This is a genomic window from Arthrobacter sp. zg-Y40 (genome assembly GCF_020731535.1).
Classification (GTDB): domain Bacteria; phylum Actinomycetota; class Actinomycetes; order Actinomycetales; family Micrococcaceae; genus Arthrobacter_B.
The window spans coordinates 69,303-85,076 of sequence record NZ_JAJFZS010000011.1 but is presented as its reverse complement, the minus strand read 5'-3'; the positions used below and the strand labels follow the sequence as shown (position 1 = coordinate 85,076).

The 15,774-nt window shown below is 67.0% G+C and carries 17 protein-coding genes and 1 pseudogene; 12 read left to right on the top strand and 6 right to left on the bottom strand.

Annotated elements, in window-relative coordinates; all coding sequences use genetic code 11:
- Nucleotides 1–56: 56 nt before the first annotated feature.
- A complete protein-coding gene (locus LJ754_RS11870; protein ID WP_227926737.1) occupies nucleotides 57–740 on the bottom strand; it encodes an FMN reductase in 684 nt (227 codons plus the stop codon).
- Between the two features lie 248 nt (nucleotides 741–988).
- Complete coding sequence (locus LJ754_RS11865; protein ID WP_227926736.1) at nucleotides 989–2,662, bottom strand: FAD-binding dehydrogenase; 1,674 nt, start codon at nucleotides 2,660–2,662, stop codon at nucleotides 989–991.
- A gap of 190 nt (nucleotides 2,663–2,852) precedes the next feature.
- Between LJ754_RS11865 and LJ754_RS11860 the strand changes: the two genes are divergently transcribed.
- A complete protein-coding gene (locus LJ754_RS11860) occupies nucleotides 2,853–2,996 on the top strand; it encodes a hypothetical protein (protein ID WP_227913462.1) in 144 nt (47 codons plus the stop codon).
- A gap of 80 nt (nucleotides 2,997–3,076) precedes the next feature.
- On the opposite strand, the gene LJ754_RS11855 is transcribed toward LJ754_RS11860, so the two are convergent.
- Nucleotides 3,077–3,313: a YegP family protein gene (locus tag LJ754_RS11855; RefSeq protein ID WP_227913463.1), complete on the bottom strand. Its 237-nt coding sequence runs from the start codon at nucleotides 3,311–3,313 to the stop codon at nucleotides 3,077–3,079.
- Between the two features lie 127 nt (nucleotides 3,314–3,440).
- Between LJ754_RS11855 and LJ754_RS11850 the strand changes: the two genes are divergently transcribed.
- Genes LJ754_RS11850 through LJ754_RS11840 form a run of 3 tightly spaced genes read left to right on the top strand, consistent with a single transcriptional unit; the run spans nucleotide 3,441 to nucleotide 4,930 of the window.
- Nucleotides 3,441–3,902 carry a very short patch repair endonuclease gene (locus LJ754_RS11850; protein WP_227926735.1) on the top strand — a complete coding sequence of 154 codons (462 nt, stop codon included), beginning with the start codon at nucleotides 3,441–3,443 and terminating at the stop codon, nucleotides 3,900–3,902.
- 48 nt (nucleotides 3,903–3,950) lie between these two features.
- Complete coding sequence (locus LJ754_RS11845; RefSeq protein ID WP_227913465.1) at nucleotides 3,951–4,640, top strand: HAD family hydrolase; 690 nt, start codon at nucleotides 3,951–3,953, stop codon at nucleotides 4,638–4,640.
- A gap of 29 nt (nucleotides 4,641–4,669) precedes the next feature.
- Nucleotides 4,670–4,930, top strand: coding sequence for a hypothetical protein (locus tag LJ754_RS11840; RefSeq protein WP_227926734.1), 261 nt, complete (start codon nucleotides 4,670–4,672; stop codon nucleotides 4,928–4,930).
- Between the two features lie 56 nt (nucleotides 4,931–4,986).
- On the opposite strand, the gene LJ754_RS11835 is transcribed toward LJ754_RS11840, so the two are convergent.
- Together LJ754_RS11835 and LJ754_RS11830 are read right to left on the bottom strand one after the other, a co-directional pair.
- On the bottom strand, nucleotides 4,987–7,479 hold the full coding sequence (locus tag LJ754_RS11835) for a Tex family protein (protein ID WP_227926733.1): 2,493 nt from the start codon (nucleotides 7,477–7,479) through the stop codon (nucleotides 4,987–4,989).
- A 53-nt stretch (nucleotides 7,480–7,532) separates the two neighbouring features.
- Nucleotides 7,533–7,826, bottom strand: coding sequence for a DUF503 domain-containing protein (locus LJ754_RS11830; RefSeq protein ID WP_227913468.1), 294 nt, complete (start codon nucleotides 7,824–7,826; stop codon nucleotides 7,533–7,535).
- A gap of 79 nt (nucleotides 7,827–7,905) precedes the next feature.
- On the opposite strand from LJ754_RS11830, the gene LJ754_RS11825 reads away from it, so the two are divergent.
- From LJ754_RS11825 to LJ754_RS11800, 8 genes and pseudogenes are all read left to right on the top strand, one after another.
- A complete protein-coding gene (locus tag LJ754_RS11825; protein WP_227926732.1) occupies nucleotides 7,906–8,397 on the top strand; it encodes a DUF2243 domain-containing protein in 492 nt (163 codons plus the stop codon).
- The gene (locus LJ754_RS11820) at nucleotides 8,390–9,169 is read left to right on the top strand and encodes a cytochrome c oxidase assembly protein (RefSeq protein ID WP_227926731.1); all 780 of its coding nucleotides are present in this window, start codon (nucleotides 8,390–8,392) and stop codon (nucleotides 9,167–9,169) included. The genes LJ754_RS11825 and LJ754_RS11820 overlap by 8 nt, the downstream gene beginning before the upstream one ends.
- A 54-nt stretch (nucleotides 9,170–9,223) precedes the next feature.
- Nucleotides 9,224–10,567 carry a RecQ family ATP-dependent DNA helicase gene (locus LJ754_RS11815; RefSeq protein ID WP_331461526.1) on the top strand — a complete coding sequence of 448 codons (1,344 nt, stop codon included), beginning with the start codon at nucleotides 9,224–9,226 and terminating at the stop codon, nucleotides 10,565–10,567.
- A gap of 15 nt (nucleotides 10,568–10,582) precedes the next feature.
- Nucleotides 10,583–10,645, top strand: a pseudogene (locus LJ754_RS16945) (RecQ family zinc-binding domain-containing protein); the annotation flags it as partial.
- Entirely contained in the window at nucleotides 10,622–10,894 is a 273-nt protein-coding gene (locus LJ754_RS16940; protein ID WP_331461525.1) for a DUF3553 domain-containing protein, read from the top strand. The pseudogene LJ754_RS16945 and the gene LJ754_RS16940, both read left to right, overlap by 24 nt.
- 65 nt (nucleotides 10,895–10,959) lie before the next feature.
- Nucleotides 10,960–12,156, top strand: a complete 1,197-nt coding sequence (locus LJ754_RS11810) for a type III polyketide synthase (protein WP_227913472.1) — start codon at nucleotides 10,960–10,962, stop codon at nucleotides 12,154–12,156.
- Nucleotides 12,153–12,887: a class I SAM-dependent methyltransferase gene (locus LJ754_RS11805; protein WP_227926730.1), complete on the top strand. Its 735-nt coding sequence runs from the start codon at nucleotides 12,153–12,155 to the stop codon at nucleotides 12,885–12,887. The genes LJ754_RS11810 and LJ754_RS11805 overlap by 4 nt, the downstream gene beginning before the upstream one ends.
- Nucleotides 12,824–14,086 carry an FAD-dependent oxidoreductase gene (locus LJ754_RS11800; protein WP_227926729.1) on the top strand — a complete coding sequence of 421 codons (1,263 nt, stop codon included), beginning with the start codon at nucleotides 12,824–12,826 and terminating at the stop codon, nucleotides 14,084–14,086. The genes LJ754_RS11805 and LJ754_RS11800 overlap by 64 nt, the downstream gene beginning before the upstream one ends.
- Nucleotides 14,087–14,098: 12 nt before the next feature.
- Here LJ754_RS11800 and LJ754_RS11795 read toward each other — a convergent pair whose 3' ends face one another.
- Entirely contained in the window at nucleotides 14,099–15,745 is a 1,647-nt protein-coding gene (locus tag LJ754_RS11795) for an MDR family MFS transporter (RefSeq protein ID WP_231700795.1), read from the bottom strand.
- Nucleotides 15,746–15,774 lie beyond the last annotated feature (29 nt).

Sequence of the window (15,774 nt, the reverse complement as noted above, 5' to 3'; positions counted from 1 at the left end):
AGGCGCGGCACCTACCGCCCCGGCAGGTGCCGGAACGGTTTGCGGTCCCGAACGGTTTACTTGCGCTGGATCTGCGCGAGCATCTCTTCGAACGGCAGCGACGCCGGCAACTGCTGGGCGGTTTCGCGCGGGGAGGGAGCCGGCTGGGAGACCGGGGAAGGCTGTGAGTTCCCGGACTGCTGGGCCGTACCTCCGGGGACGTTCCCCATCAGCGCGGCAAGTTCCCCTGCGGCACGGCGCACCCGGTCATCCAGGGGCCCGGCACCTGCTTCGCCTGCACCCCAGTCCCCGGGGGCGGCATAAACACCCGTGGGGACAACCCGTGCCCGCAGGTAGCTGAACATCGGCCGCATGGAGTAATCCAGCACCATGGAATGCCGGGCGCTGCCGCCGGTGGCCGCAATGAGGACCGGTTTGCCGTCCAGGGATTTGTTGTCGATGACGTCGAAGAAGGACTTGAAGAGCCCGCTCATGGACGCCGTAAAGACCGGCGTCACTGCCACGACCGCGTCTGCGGCCACCAGCTTGCTGATCAGGGCTTCCAATTTTGGCGGCGCATAACCGGTGACCATGGTGTTGGCTATATCAACGGCGTATTCGCGGAGTTCGAATGTGGAGACCGTCACCTGACGGCCCCGTGCTTCGATCTCCTCCCGTGCCGCCTGAGCCAGGGAATCGGCAAGCATCCGTGACGAGGACGGAACGCCCAAGCCACCCGAAACCACAACAAGATCAACCATCCGGTCCTCCTCCACATGCGTTTGCATGTAGTGGTCAACCCCGGTCCCACACCACTTATTCCTCCGGGTCGCGCCCAAGCGCCCCTCGCTTCCGCCGTCGCCCTCATCCGAAGTGGCTAGGCACCGGCGGCTCGCACCCCAAATTACCCGGGAAAATCAATCGTGAGCTTGAGCCGTGCCAGGCCTGTTGCTGGGTAGGCTGGCGGCATTATCAAGCATTCTTCGCACTCGTACATCAAACCCGTACATCAAAAAGCTGCAGCAGTCCTCCCGGCGGCCCTGCCGCTAAAGAGGCAGCCGCCCAGGAACGTCCCCTCCAGGGACCGGTACCCATGCATTCCGCCGCCACCGAAGCCGGCGGCCTCCCCAGCTGCGAACAGCCCCGGCACCGGCGCCCCGTCTTGGCCCAGCACCCGCGACTCCAGGTCGGTTTGCAGCCCGCCAAGGGTCTTGCGGGTCAGCACCGACAGCCGTACGGCAATCAGGGGCCCGGCCTTGGGGTCCAGGATCCGGTGCGGAGCGGCCGTGCGGATCAGCCGGTCGCCCAGATAGGTGCGGGCACCGCGAATGGCTGTCACCTGCGAATCCTTGCTGAAGGGATTCCGGATTTCCCGGTCCCGGGCCTCGATTTCACGCCGGACCGCGTCCGCGGAAAGTTGGGGCGCCTCGCCCTGGGCGGAGGAATCCTTGGCCAGCATATTCATTCCCGCCACCAGCTCGTCCACGGAATTGGCGGTAATGAAGTCCTCCCCATGGTCAAGGAAGGCCTGGACCGGAGCCGGCACTCCGGCTGTGGCCCGCTTCAGCACATCCCGAATGGACTTTCCCGTCAGGTCCGGGTTCTGTTCGGAACCGGAGAGGGCGAATTCCTTGCGGATGATGGCCTTGTTGAGGATGAACCAGCTGTAGTCGGAGCCCGTGCGGCGCAGGTGTTCCAAGGTCCCCAGGGTGTCAAACCCCGGAAAAAGCGGCACGGGCAGCCGGTCCCCGGCCGCATCCAGCCACAGTGACGAGGGGCCGGGAAGGATCCGGATGCCGTGGTTTTTCCACACCGGATTCCAGTTGCGGATGCCTTCCACGTAATGCCACATCCGGTCCGGGTTGATCACCCGCCCGCCGGCTGCCTGCGCAATGCCGATCCCGCGCCCGTCCACATGTTCGGGCACGCCGCTGAGCATATTCTGCGGTGCCGGTCCCATCCGGTCCGGCCATGCTGCCCGGACGGCGTCGTGGTCCCCGCCGATCCCGCCGGTAGTAAGCACCACTGCGGATGCGCTGAACTCAAAATCCCCAACGGCTACCCGGGAGGACGCAGTGCCCCGCTCCGCCGTCGTTGGTTCCAACACTGTGCCGCGCACACCGGTCACGGCGCCGCCGGTGAGGACAAGGTCGTCGAGCCGGTGCCGGAACGCCAGGCGCACCAGGCCGCGTTCGACGCCGTCGCGCACCTTGGCCTCGAACGGCGCGGTGATTCCCGGCCCGGTCCCCCAGGTGATGTGGAAGCGCGGCACCGAGTTGCCCGGCCCGCTGGCACCGTACCCGCCGCGCTCGGCCCAACCGACCACGGGAAAGAGCCGGTGCCCCATCTGCTGCAGCCAGGCCCGTTTCTCCCCTGCCGCGAAATGCACATAGGCCTCGGACCACTTACGCGGCCAGAAGTCTTCCTCGCGGTCAAAGCCGGCGGTGCCCTGCCAGTCCTGCCAGGCCAGTTCCACGGAATCCCGCACACGGAGCCGGCGCTGCTCGGGCGAGTTCACCAGGAACAGGCCGCCGAAGGACCACCAGGCCTGTCCGCCTATGCTCTGTTGGCCTTCCTGTTCCACCAGGATCACCGTGCGCCCGGCATCCACCAGTTCAGCGGTGGCTACCAGGCCGGCAAGTCCGGCACCAACAACAATGACGTCTGCGTCTTTTGGCTGCATCCGGCTCACGCTACCGGCAGCACCCGGTACAGGCCAGCATTGCTTGGCACGGTGTCCGGCGCCCTCATGGGACGCACCGCACGGGCACGGCCTGTTGCATCCGTACCGGGGTTCTTAGACTGGACGGTAGGGCCGCTCCTAGGAGAACCGGCGACTGCCGGTGCCGGCTGTGGAAGAAGTGGAGAATCGCATGAGCGAACAGGGCGCCAACGAGGAGAAGGACTCCAACCGGACCCACGGCCAGGAGGCCTCCGAGGGCGATAGCAGCACGAAGCAGAACGAACAGCGCGAACATTCCCAGGAAGCCGCCGAAGGCGACGAAGGGCAGAGCTGAGCGGGACACCCTAGACGCGGAACAGGCCCTTGAACCTCCTTTTGGGGAGGGGCAGGGGCCTGTTCCGTGTCTTCGTTGACTTAGCTCGCCGCTGCCTTGCGTCCTGAGTTCTTCGCAGCGTCCAGCACATCTGCATCATGGCTCTGGTCCACCACGGGGCCCGTTCCGGCAATTTCCCGCAGCTGCGCAATTCCTGCCGCTGCGTCCTGCTTTGTGTCAAAGGTGGTGGACACAGCCATCAACGTTCCGTCGCCGGAAATGAGCTTGATCCGGTAGCTGCCTTCGTGGGCGTCCACCAGCTTAAAGTAGCCCGACATCACTTACCTCCTTGTAAGGGGTCTATCAGTGCCTCTAATAGTAAGCCACCTTAGGGCTTTGCAACTCCCCCTCCCCTAAATCCGCGTAGCCTGAAACCAAACTGAAACCGGTTCCTACACTGGAACCATGGCCGATACCGTCAGCCCCGAACAGCGCAGCCGCAATATGTCGCGCATCCGCAGCAAAAACACCAAGCCCGAGCTGCTGGTGCGCAGCCTCCTGCACGCCGCCGGCTACCGGTTCCGGCTGCACGGCAGCTTCGGCCAAACACGCCTTCCCGGCAAGCCGGACCTGGTGTTCGCCGGGCGCCGCAAAGTCCTGTTCGTCAACGGCTGCTTCTGGCATTTCCACTCCTGCCCGGCCGGCCGGCACGCTCCGCAAACCAACAGCGAGTTCTGGGCGGCCAAGCGGAATCGGACCGTGGAGCACGACGCCGCAGCACGGGACCGGCTGGCAGCGGCCGGCTGGGAGGCCCTGGTGGTGTGGGAGTGCGAACTCCGTGACCGGAGCGTCTTGGAACAGCAACTGCGCAGGTTCCTGGGCCCGCCCGGGGCAGCACCGGCCCCGAGCCCCGAGACACGGCACTAGACTCGACCACAGACATCTTCAGCAACCAGACCAATGGAGGCGGCAGGCATGGGCAGTTCGGCTAACGGCAAACGGGGCGTCCTTTTTGATGTGGACGGAACCCTGGTGGATTCCAACTACCTGCACGCGGTTTGCTGGTGGCAGGCCTTCCGCCGAATGGAGCACGATGTGCCCATGTCCGCCATTCACCGGGCCATCGGCATGGGCGGGGACAAGCTCGTGGAACATCTGCTGGGCGAGGACCGCAACAAGGACGAGGACGAAAAAATGGACGCCACACACGGCGCCATTTTCTCTACGTGGTGGCCCGCACTGCGTTCCTTCGACGGTGCCAGCGACCTCCTGAAGGCCTGCGCGGACAAGGACCTCACCGTAGTCCTGGCCTCGTCAGCATCCGAAGCTGAACTAAAGTTCCTGCGCACCGTCATCGACGCCGATTCGGCCATCAGCGGTGCGACCAGCTCCGGAGATGCCGAAGCCAGCAAACCCTCCCCCGACATTCTGGAAGCAGCTTTGGAGTCCGGCGGACTGGAGGCGGCTAATACCGTTTTTGTGGGTGACTCGGTGTGGGATGTGAAGGCAGCGGGCAAGCTTTCCATTCCCACCATCGGCCTCACCTGCGGCGGCACCAGCGAAGCCGAACTGCTCGAAGCAGGAGCCGAAGAAATCTATGAGAACCCCCGGGCACTGCTTGCGGACCTGGAAAACAGCCTCCTGCGCACCTTGCTCCAGGACTAGGACCACCCCCAGCCAAGGAAGGACCCCTCATGGCTCGCGAACCCCTTGAACACGGCCGGGCAGATTCGGAGGGACCGGCGAACGGCGCCAAAGATCCGCTCGGTCCCAGCGCACCCCAGTCCGGCCCCACCGGCGAACCCCGCACTCCGGGCCACAAGGCCCACTCCGCCGGCAACATCCGCGATGACCAGGGCACGCATGCCGCGGGTACGGTGCCCGCGTCTGGCGACCCACGGGACGCGGAACGGGACGGCGGATTGGATGAGGACCGGCCGGGCGACGCCGGCTGATCCTCCCAGCGGGATCGGCCTCAGGGATCGGGCTCCGCTGCCAGCCCGCTGCCGGCCTACTTCAACAGGCCGGCGGCGCGCAGGGCATCGGCCATGGCACCGCCCGGGGCCGGTTCTGCCCTGCTAACCCGCGCTGCACCCTTCCCAGCTGCCTGGGCTGTGGCCTTGGCGCCGCCCTTCGCGGATGCCTTGGCCTTTGGTGATGAGGCCGAAACCGGCCCCGGGCGGGACGCTGCCGGCGCGGGCACTGCTGCCCGCGGGCCCTGCCCCCGTGATGCCTGCCCCCGTGATGCCTGTCCCTGCGTTCCCTGCCCGCGCCGCGGCCGGCTCCCGGCCGGGTCTGCAGGGTCGTCGTCGAGCCGCAGGGTCAGCGAGATCCGCTTGCGCTCCGGATCCGCCTCCATCACCTTGACCTTGACCACCTGCCCGGACTTAACCACTTCCCGGGGGTCGGAAATGAAGGTGGTGGACATGGCGGAAATGTGCACCAATCCGTCCTGGTGCACGCCCACATCAACAAAGGCTCCGAAGGCGGCAACGTTGGTGACCACCCCGTCCAGGACCATGCCCGGCCGCAGGTCCGAAATATTCTCGATCCCCTCGGAGAAGGCCGCTGTTTCAAAGGCCGGGCGGGGGTCGCGCCCGGGTTTGCGCAGTTCGGCAATGATGTCCAGGACGGTGGGCAGGCCCACCTGATCGTCCACGAACGCCGCCGGATCCAGGCCGTCCAGGGACGCCCCGGACGGACTCATGGTGGCACCCGCGGCGGTCAGGACCCTGCGGGCAGTCGGATAGGACTCAGGGTGGACGCTGGTGCCGTCCAACGGCTCCGATCCCCCGCTCACGCGCAGGAACCCGGCGCACTGCTCATACGCCTTTGCCCCCAGCCGCGGCACCTTCAAGAGGTCCCGGCGGCGGGTAAAGGGACCGTTTGCGTTCCGGTGGGCCACGATGTTTTCGCTAAGCAGCGGCCCGACGCCGGCCACCCGTGCCAGCAGCGACGGCGACGCGGTGTTCACGTCCACGCCCACCGCGTTCACGCAGTCTTCGATCACCGCATCCAGGGCGCGCTCCAGCTTGGCCGGCGTCACGTCGTGCTGGTATTGGCCCACTCCGATGGACTTGGGATCAATCTTCACCAGTTCGGCCAGCGGGTCCTGCAGCCGGCGGGCAATGGACACGGCACCGCGCAGGGAAACGTCCATGCCGGGTAATTCAGCAGAAGCAAGCGCGGATGCGGAATACACCGATGCTCCGGCTTCCGAGACCACCAGCTTGCGCACGCCTGTCACCAGCTTGATCAGTTCGGCGGCCAGCTTGTCCGTTTCACGCGATGCCGTGCCGTTGCCAATCGCAATCAGTTCCACCCCGTGCGCTTTCACCAGCCCGGCCAGGGCCACGAGGGCCTCGTCCCAGCGGCGCACCGGGGCATGCGGGTACACGGTGTCGGTGGCCACCGCTTGGCCGGTGCCGTCCACCACGGCCACCTTCACCCCGGTGCGCAGGCCCGGGTCCAGGCCCAAAGTGGCCTTGTTGCCGGCGGGCGCGGCCAGCAGCACATCACGCAGGTTCGCAGCGAAGACCCGGACCGCTTCGGTTTCCGCGTCGGTGAACAGCCGGACGCGCAGGTCCACGGACAACTTCGCCAGGATCCGCCGCCAGGCCAGCTGTACCGTCTGCATCAGCCAGGCGTCCGCCGGACGCCCCCGGTCCGCTACCCCCAGGCGCGCGGCCACCGAACGTTCATAACGGGCCCGCGCGCCGGCCAGCGCCTCGGCGTCCGCCGGGTCCCCCTCGGTCAGGGCCAGTTCCAGGATGCCCTCCTTCTCCCCGCGCAGCAGTGCCAGCACCCGGTGCGACGGCATCCCGGAGGGCGACTGGGAGAAGTCGTAGTAGTCGGTGAACTTGCGGCCTTCGGTTTCCTTGCCGGGCCGGACCTGCGAGCGCATCCGCCCCTGCCGCCACAGCTTCTCGCGCTGCTCGGTCAGCAGGTCCGCATCCTGGGACACACGCTCGATGAGGATGGACCGCGCGCCGGCGAGCGCCTCTACTGCGTCGGGCACGCCGTCGCGCACGTACGCTGCTGCCTCGGTTTCCGGCACGCGGCCGGGATCCGCCAGCAGGGTATCCGCCAGCGGTTCCAGTCCCGCTTCCCGGGCAATCTGCGCCTTGGTGCGCCGCTTGCTCCGGTAAGGCAGGTAGATGTCCTCCAGCCGGGACTTGGTTTCAGCCCCGACGACGGCGGCCCTCAGCTCCGGGGTCAGCTTGCCCTGGTCATCGATCGCCTCAAGGATGGTGCGCCGCCGTTCCTGCAGTTCGCGCAGGTACCGCAGCCGCTCATCCAGGTCCCGCAGCTGTGCGTCATCCAGGGTTCCGGTGGCCTCCTTGCGGTACCGGGCGATAAACGGCACCGTGGCACCGCCGTCGAGCAGTTCCACGGCAGCACGGACCTGCCACGGCGCAACGCCGAGTTCCGAGGCGAGCTGGGCAATGACCTGCTCGTCCGATGCGGATAGGTGGGCGACGGGTTCTACGCTGCTTAGACTCACCCGCCCAATTCTTCCCCATGCACCCGCTTGTGGCGAGCGGCCGGCCGGGGCGGTTAGTCCTCTTCGGTGAAGAGCCGGCGCCGGGTGCTCAACAGCTCCACTTCCGGCCGGGCCGCCACCAGTCGCTCCGCGGCATCGAGCACCTCCACCACATGCGACCTGTCCGCCGACACCACACTTACACCCAGACCCGAGCGGCGGTGCAGGTCCAGCGACCCGACCTCCGCGGCGGAGACGTCAAACTTCCGCCGCAGCTCAGCGAGGATGGGCCGCACCACCGAGCGTTTGCCCTTGAGGGAATGCACATCCCCCAGGAGCAGGTCCAGTTCCAGCGCGCCGATCCACATGGTATCCATCCTTGCCGCAGCGCACCGGCCTTGTCACGCACGCCTGCAGCCGCCGCCCGGTCGGTGTTATGTTCAAAAGATGGCAATGCAGCACCACACCCGCAGGTCTCCCCGCCCACGCAATCTGGTCTCCGGTCTCCTGTTTGGAATCGGGCTGGCTGCCTTCATGGATGAAGTGGTCTTCCACCAACTGCTGCAGTGGCACCACTTCTATGACCGCTCCACCACCTCGGTGGGCCTGTTCTCGGACGGACTGTTCCACGCCTTTGGCTGGTTTGCCGTGGTGGCCGGGTTGTTCCTGTTCGCCGACCTCCGCCGCTGGCACCAGCTCCTGTGGCCGCGCTGGATTGGCGGTGTCCTGCTCGGCGCCGGAGCCTTCCAGTTGTATGACGGCACCGTGCAGCACAAACTCATGGGCCTGCACCAGATCCGGTACGAGGTGGATCTGCTGGCCTATGACACCGTGTGGAACTCGGTGGCGGTGCTGCTGATCGCCGCCGGCGCATGGCTGACGTACCGCACCCGTCCCGCCGTTCCCCCGGGCACGGCAGAAACCACGGCCGATGCATAACCACGGCGGAGGCTTCGCCGCGGAGACGTTGTTCTTTATCCCCGCGGTTGCTGCCTTGGTGGCCTACTGGGCCGGAGCGCTCTCGCCGCGCTCAGGCAGCTGGCCCTGGTACCGGACCCTGTGCTTCACCTTGGGCGTGGGGGCGGTCCTGGTGACCGTGCTGAACCCGCTGGCCGAACTGGCGCATACGGATTTCGCCATACTCAGCTTCTCCCACCTGCTGGCCGGGATGGTCTCGCCGCTGCTGCTGGTGTTGTCCCGTCCCTTCACGCTCGCGCTGCGCAGCCTTGACGTCTTTCCGGCCCGGCGGCTGTCCCGGCTGCTGCGCAGCAGGTTTGTCCGCTTCCTGGCTTTCCCCGTTACCGCGGCCGTGCTGAATACCGGCGGAATGTTCCTGATGTTCCGCACCCCGCTGCTGCAAGCCATGCAGGAGTCCATGCCGGTGCACTGGCTGGTGACGTTCCATCTGCTCGCTGCGGGGTATCTGTTTACCGCCGCCATCATCGGCCGGGATCCCTCACCGCACCGGGCCGGCTACCGGCTGCGGGCCATTGTGCTGGTCCTGTCCATTGCCGCGCACAACATCCTGGCCAAGGGCATTTATGCCGATCCGCCGCCCGGCGTGAGCGCGGCCGCGGCGGAACAGGGCGCCCTGGTGATGTACTACGGCGGTGCGGTCCTGGAACTGGTGCTGGTTGTGCTCCTATGCCGCCAGTGGTTCCAGTGGTCCCGCCCGCGGGCACGAATCGCATCCACCTCCGGTCCTCAGTAAGCTTACTAAGTTGAATACCGGCTTTGGCCGGTTCGGTTCGCTGAAGGGTCATTCATGAACGTCACCAGGGAAACCCTGATCCGGACAGCCTCGGAGGTCTTCGGCTGGGAGACGCCCCGCGAAGGGCAGCTCGAAGCCATGACCGCCGTAGCCCAGGGCAGGGATGTCCTGTGCGTTATGCATACCGGACACGGCAAATCCGCCGTCTACCAGGTTCCGGCGCTTGCCCTGCCGGGTGTCGCCGTCGTTATTTCTCCCTTGGTCGCACTGCAGCGCGACCAAGCAGACGCCATTAACGCTGCCGCGGGCCGCACCCGTGCGTATGTAGTGAACTCCGGTCAGTCCCAAGCCCAGATCAACGACGCGTGGGCAGCGGTTGAGGACCCGAATGAGGAGCAGCGGGCCAAGTTCCTGTTCCTCGCGCCGGAACAGGTGGCCAAGGAGGACGTGGCACAACGCCTGAAGAGCCTGGATGTGTCCTTACTGGTCATCGACGAGGCGCACTGCGTCTCTGCGTGGGGCCATGATTTCCGGCCGGACTACCTCCAACTCGGCGCCCTGGTCCAGGCCCTCGGGAAACCCGTGGTTGCCCTCACCGCCACCGCCGCTCCGCCGGTGCGCACCGAGATTGCCGGCGTCCTGCAGCTGAAGGACCCGTTCCTGATAGCCCAGGGCTTTGACCGGCCCAACCTGCACCTGGCGGTTCGCATGCACGTGGAGTCCGAGGACAAACGGCGCGCCGTGGTGGACAGTGTTCCGGACCTGGAACACCCCGGCCTGGTGTACGTGGCAACGCGCAAGGAAGCCGAGCAATACGCCGAGGACCTGGAAAAGGCGGGCCTGCGGGCAGCGGCCTTCCATTCGGGCCGGCCGGCCGGGGAACGGGAAGACGTCCACCGCCGGTTCCTGGCTGACGAACTGGACGTAGTGGTGGCCACCACGGCGTTCGGCATGGGCATCGACAAGCCCAACGTCCGCTACGTGGTGCACGCCGGGATCCCGGATTCGGTGGACAGCTACTACCAGGAAATCGGCCGGGGCGGACGGGACGGCAAACCCGCCACCGCCATCCTGCACTACCGGCCGGAGGACCTGGGCCTGCGTCGCTTCTTTGCCAGCAACCGGCCCAGCGACGACGACCTGCGGCAGTTGTTCGCGGTGCTCCGGGCACAGAACGGCACCATCAGCCAGGCCCGGCTGCGGGAAACACTGAACCTCAGCGCGCGGAAACTCGCTGGCCTGCTGAACCTGCTGTACGAGGCCGGGGCCGTCACAGCCAGCAAAAAGGGCTACAAGGCAGGCACCATGAGCCCGGACGAGGCGGTATCCGCCGCCGCCGAGTACGCCGAACGGCGCGAGAACATCGACCAGTCGCGGGTGGATATGGCCCGGCAGTAAGCCGAGACCTCGGGCTGCCGCCGCCAGTTCCTGCTCGGCTACTTCGGGGAGAATATGCCCGATCCCTGCGGGAACTGCGACAACTGCGAAAAGGCCGCTGCCGCGGCGGACGTCGCCCCGGAAGACCTGGCCGAGCTGTCCCCGGACGATGCGGCGGACCTCCCGTTCCCGCTGCAGTCCCCGGTGACGCACACCGAGTGGGGTCCCGGCGTCGTGATGAGTTACGAGGATGAGACCGTCACGGTGCTTTTTGAAGCGGAGGGCTACAAGACCCTGTCGATGGACCTCGTACTGGAAAAGGACCTGCTGCAGCCGCTAAACCAGTAGCCCACGGCAACCTTTGCAGCACTCCAACCATTGTGTGCCGGGTCACAGTCCCCTAAGAATGGACTATGACGGTTACCCTCAGGTCCTTGGAAACTGCAATTCCCCCCACTGTGCTGGTGCAGACTGAAGTCCGTGACTGCTTCGCCACCCAGCCGGGCCTGACCCGGCTGGGTGAACGGCTGGTCCGCACCTGCTTCGATTCCGCGGCCATCGACACCCGCCGCACGGCACTGGCCGAGCTGTCCCTCACCGACACCTCCGAGCATCCGGTGTTTTACGACGCCCGCAGCGGATTGCTGCTGAAGCCCAGCACCAAGGTCCGCAACGACATTTTCGCAGTGCAGGCCACCAAGCTTTTCATCGAGGCCGCAACCAAGGCCTTGGCGGCCGCCCCGGGAGTGACGGCGGCGGACATCACGCACGTCATCACCGTCTCCTGCACGGGGTTCTTCAACCCCGGCCCGGACTACAAAGTGGTCCGGGCGCTCGGGCTGGACCCCTCCGTCCAGCGATACCACCTGGGCTTTATGGGCTGCTATGCCGCGTTCCCGGCCATGCGCGCCGCGAAGTCCTTCTGCGAGGCCGATCCCGGCGCCGTGGTGCTGGTAGTCAGCGCCGAACTCTGCTCCCTGCATGTGCGCACCTCCAATGACCCCGATGCCATCATGGGGTCCTCGCTCTTTGCCGACGGCGCCGCCGCCGCGGTGATCACTGCCCGCGATGACCTGCCCGAGGGCCCCGGCATCCAACTGGACCATTTCGAGACCATCCTTACCCCGGTGGGTGAGGAAGCCATGGCCTGGAACATCGGCGACGAAGGCTTCGAGATGGTGCTGGGCACCTATGTTCCGCACATCATCGACGACCACATTGTCGGCGCCCTTGACCCGCTGCTCGCCCACGACGATTCGTTGGGAACGCTGCCGTACCGGGAGATCGAGCACTGGGCCATCCATCCCGGTGGCCGCAGCATCCTGGACAAGGTGGAGGCCAAGCTCGAACTGAGCGAGGAACAGCTGTTCCCGGCTCGGGAAACGCTGCGCACAGTGGGCAACATGAGCAGCGCTACGGTGCTGTTTGTCCTCAAACGCATCCTGGATCTGCCCTCTGCAGGTGGCAACGAGCGGATTTGTTCCATGGCCTTCGGCCCGGGCCTGACCGTGGAAACAGGATTGTTCACCCGGGTCGGCGTGCCGGTCCAGCCGGCGGCAGCGGTGGCCGGAGAACGCGCTGAGCAGCCGGCGGTAGGCGTCCCTGCATGACGGGTGTGCTCCCGTCGCTGGCTGAACGCGCCGTGGATGCCGTGGAAGAAATGGACCGGCCCGACGCCGATCCCCGGCAATTGGAACGCACCTACGCCCGCTTCTGGCTGATCAACGCCGTTGTATCGGGATGGCGGCGCAACTACGTCCGGTACCTGCGCCCGCTGTTCCGGGAGAGCGGCGGCGGGAGTTTGCTGGATATCGGTTCCGGCGGCGGGGACGTGCCCCGCTGCCTTGCCCGCTGGGCGCGCCGGGACGGCTTCGCGCTGGACATCACGGCGATCGACCCGGATCCGCGGGCGCACGCCTTCGCCTCGGCCCGCCCCCCGGTGCCGGGGCTCACCTACCGGCAGGCATTCAGCTCCGACCTGGTTGCGGAAGGCCGGTCCTACGACGTCGTGATCTCCAACCACATGCTCCATCACCTCGGCGCGGGGGAACTGGAGGCCCTGCTGGCCGATTCGGAAAAACTCGCCACCAGGCTGATTCTGCACAGCGACATTGAGCGCAGCCGGTGGGCGTACGTGCTGTTTTCGGTGGGGACCTGGCCGTTTTTCCCCGGCTCATTCATCCGCCGGGACGGGCTGACCTCCATCCGGCGCAGTTTCACGGCGGCGGAACTGGCGGAGGTAACTCCGGCCGGCTGGCAGGGCGTGCAGCACCGGCCGTGGCAGAACCTGCTGGTCCATCCGCCGCTGTCCCGGATCCCGGCGCTGGCCAGGGAGTCCTGATCACGGTGCACCAGCTCTCCCCCGCCCCGGCGCCGCAGGCGACCGCAGCACACGTTCCCCGGGCGGCATCCGACGTCGTTATTGTGGGCGGCGGACCGGTGGGAGCCTATTTGGCTGTCCTGCTGCTGCAGGCGGGCATCACCGTCCAGGTACTCGAACAGCGGACCGGGCGCAGCCGGCATTCGCGTGCCATCGGTGTCCACCCGCCGGCCCTGGCGTCCCTCGCCCTGGCCGGAATCGCCGATGCCATGACCGCCGAAGGCGTACGGATCACCCACGGTGAGGCCCGCAGCGCGGGCCGGACGGTTGCCCGGCTGGATTTCGCCGCCGCTTCGGCACAGTATCCGTTTGTCCTGACGCTGCCGCAGATCCGCACCGAGGAGCTGCTCGAGGAACGCCTGCGCGCCCTGGACCCAACGGCGCTGGTACGCGGCGCGCGGGTGGAGTCCTTTACCGACGACGGATGCTGCGTCCGGGTCTGCGGCCGCTCCGGCGGGAAGCCGTTCAACACGCGGGCATCCCTGCTGGTGGCGGCCGACGGCGCCCGGTCCGCCGTCCGCACCGCGCTTGGCACGCGCTGGTCCTCCCGGCAGCTTGCCGATACCTATTTGATGGGCGACTTTCCGGACCACACCGGTGACGGGCCGCTGGGAGTGCTGTATCTGGAGCCGGAGGGAATCGTGGAATCCTTTCCCCTGCCCGGCGGGCTGCGCCGGTGGGTGGCCCACACCGACTGCCTGCAGCGCGGTGCCACGGCCGAAATGCTGGCCGCCGTGGTTCTGCGCCGCACCGGATACCGGCTGGATGCCGGGGCCAACTCGATGCTCAGTGCCTTCGACGTGCGCATCGGCAGGGCGGGCCGGCTGGTCCGCGGCCGGACCGTGCTGGTGGGCGATGCCGCCCACCAGATCAGTCCCATCGGCGGGCAGGGCATGAACCTGGGCTGGCTCGACGCCGCCGCCCTGGCCCCGCTGATTGCCGCGTCCCTGCGCGGCCGGCCGGTGGGAGCGGAGCTGCGGGAGTTTGAACGGCGCCGGCGGCGCGACGCGGTGATTGCCTCCGCGCAGGCCCGGACCAACATGGTCCTGGGCCGGCCGCTGCCGGCACCTGTGCTGGCAATGCGCAACGCCGGGCTGGAACGGGTGTTCCAGGTCCCGGCGCTGGGCAACGCGGTGGCACGGCGTTTCACCATGCAGTAGGTGCCGCGGGAGTTACTTCCGGGTTGCGGCATCCTCCGCGGGGGCGTCCGTTGCCATGGTGTCCTTGGCCTGGACATCGTCAGCCTGCACGGCGGACATGGCCCCGGTCTGGAGTATTTCCGTACCGCCGGTGAGGCCCGGTTCCACCGGGTTGCCGGTGGTCGGCTTGACGTCCAGGGTACGGCGCAGGGCCTGCTCCTTGATGAACAGCACGGCCACCAGCGCAACCACGGAGACTACAGCGGCAATCCGGAAGATGTCCGCGGTGCCCTCGGCATATGCGATGCGGAAGAATTCCTGGATCTGCGGCGGCAGCTGGGCAAGGTCCAGCGTGGCGGTGGTGCCCCCGCTGGTCGGGATGCCGGCGTTGGTCAGTTCCTCGCTCACCCGGCGGCTGACCGAGCTGGAGAGCACGGCACCCAGCACGGAAACGCCGATGGCGCCGCCGACGGTGCGGAAGAAGGCGATGGAGGCGCTGGCCGAGCCAACCTCCGTGACCTTGACGGTGTTCTGGACTGCAAGGACCAGGTTCTGCATCAGCAGGCCCATGCCCACACCGAGGACGAAGATAAACAGGCTGACCAGGACCATCTGGGTTTCATGGTCGATGGTGCCGGCCAGCGCCGTGCCGATGATGACCAGGATGGTGCCGATGACCAGGAAGCGCTTCCACTTACCGAAGCGGGTGATCAGCAGGCCGGAACCGACCGATCCGAGCAGGTTGCCCGCGATCATGGGCAGCATCAGCAGTCCGGCTTCGGTGGGGCTGAAGCCGCGGGCCAACTGGAAGTACTGGCCCAGGAAGGTGGTGGAACCGAACATGGCGATACCCACGGCCACGGAGGCCAGGATGGCCAGCGCGGTGGTGCGCTGGCTGATGATCTTGAGCGGGATGATGGGTTCGGAAACCTTGGACTCCACCAGGACCAGCAGTGCCAGCAGGATCACGGAGCCGCCCACCATGGCGGCGGTTTCCCAGGAGGCCCACTCGTAGTAGTCCTCCTTGCCGGCAAACGAAACCCAGATCAGCAGCAGGGAGACGCCGGCGGTGAGCAGGATGGATCCGAGCCAGTCGATCCGGGCCGGACGGCGCACGTGTTCCAGGCGCAGGGTGAACTGGAGCAGGATCAGCGCGATGACGGCGAGCGGGACGCAGAGGAAGAAGGTCCAGCGCCAGCCCAGCGGGCTGTCTACGATGAAGCCGCCCAGCAGCGGGCCGCCGGCGGTGGCGACGGCCATGACCGCACCCATGTACCCGGAGTACCGGCCGCGCTCGCGCGGCGGGATGATTGAGCCGATGATCGCCTGCGCCAGGGCAGTCAGGCCGCCCATGCCCAGGCCCTGGATCACCCGCGCGGTGAGCAGCAGCGGCATGGATTCGGAGAACCCTGCCAGCACGGAGCCGGCCACGAAGACGATGATGCTCAGCTGCACCAGTACTTTTTTGTTGAACAGGTCAGCGAGCTTGCCCCAGATGGGTGTGCTGACCGCGTTGGCCAGCAGTGCGGCGGTGACGACCCAGGCGAAGTCGGTCTGGGTGCCGTGCAGCTCGCCCATGATGGTGGGCAGCGCGTTGGCCACGATGGTGGTGCTCAGCATCGCCGTGAACAGTGCGGCGAGCAGGCCGGTGAGGGCCTGGAGGATCTGGCGGTGGCTCATTTCCCCGGGGACGTGTTTCTTCCGGGCGG

What these genes read in the sequence shown, in the direction of transcription:
- LJ754_RS11860 (WP_227913462.1), top strand. Translation starts at nt 2,853, where the DNA reads ATGAGCGAACAGGGCGCCAACGAGGAGAAGGACTCCAACCGGACCCAC.
- LJ754_RS11870 (WP_227926737.1), bottom strand. Translation starts at nt 740, where the DNA reads ATGGTTGATCTTGTTGTGGTTTCGGGTGGCTTGGGCGTTCCGTCCTCG.
- LJ754_RS11850 (WP_227926735.1), top strand. Translation starts at nt 3,441, where the DNA reads ATGGCCGATACCGTCAGCCCCGAACAGCGCAGCCGCAATATGTCGCGC.
- LJ754_RS11815 (WP_331461526.1), top strand. Translation starts at nt 9,224, where the DNA reads ATGAACGTCACCAGGGAAACCCTGATCCGGACAGCCTCGGAGGTCTTC.
- LJ754_RS11845 (WP_227913465.1), top strand. Translation starts at nt 3,951, where the DNA reads ATGGGCAGTTCGGCTAACGGCAAACGGGGCGTCCTTTTTGATGTGGAC.
- LJ754_RS11855 (WP_227913463.1), bottom strand. Translation starts at nt 3,313, where the DNA reads ATGTCGGGCTACTTTAAGCTGGTGGACGCCCACGAAGGCAGCTACCGG.
- LJ754_RS11795 (WP_231700795.1), bottom strand. Translation starts at nt 15,745, where the DNA reads ATGAGCCACCGCCAGATCCTCCAGGCCCTCACCGGCCTGCTCGCCGCA.
- LJ754_RS11805 (WP_227926730.1), top strand. Translation starts at nt 12,153, where the DNA reads ATGACGGGTGTGCTCCCGTCGCTGGCTGAACGCGCCGTGGATGCCGTG.
- LJ754_RS11810 (WP_227913472.1), top strand. Translation starts at nt 10,960, where the DNA reads ATGACGGTTACCCTCAGGTCCTTGGAAACTGCAATTCCCCCCACTGTG.
- LJ754_RS11820 (WP_227926731.1), top strand. Translation starts at nt 8,390, where the DNA reads ATGCATAACCACGGCGGAGGCTTCGCCGCGGAGACGTTGTTCTTTATC.
- LJ754_RS11840 (WP_227926734.1), top strand. Translation starts at nt 4,670, where the DNA reads ATGGCTCGCGAACCCCTTGAACACGGCCGGGCAGATTCGGAGGGACCG.
- LJ754_RS11865 (WP_227926736.1), bottom strand. Translation starts at nt 2,662, where the DNA reads ATGCAGCCAAAAGACGCAGACGTCATTGTTGTTGGTGCCGGACTTGCC.
- LJ754_RS11830 (WP_227913468.1), bottom strand. Translation starts at nt 7,826, where the DNA reads ATGTGGATCGGCGCGCTGGAACTGGACCTGCTCCTGGGGGATGTGCAT.
- LJ754_RS11825 (WP_227926732.1), top strand. Translation starts at nt 7,906, where the DNA reads ATGGCAATGCAGCACCACACCCGCAGGTCTCCCCGCCCACGCAATCTG.
- LJ754_RS16940 (WP_331461525.1), top strand. Translation starts at nt 10,622, where the DNA reads ATGCCCGATCCCTGCGGGAACTGCGACAACTGCGAAAAGGCCGCTGCC.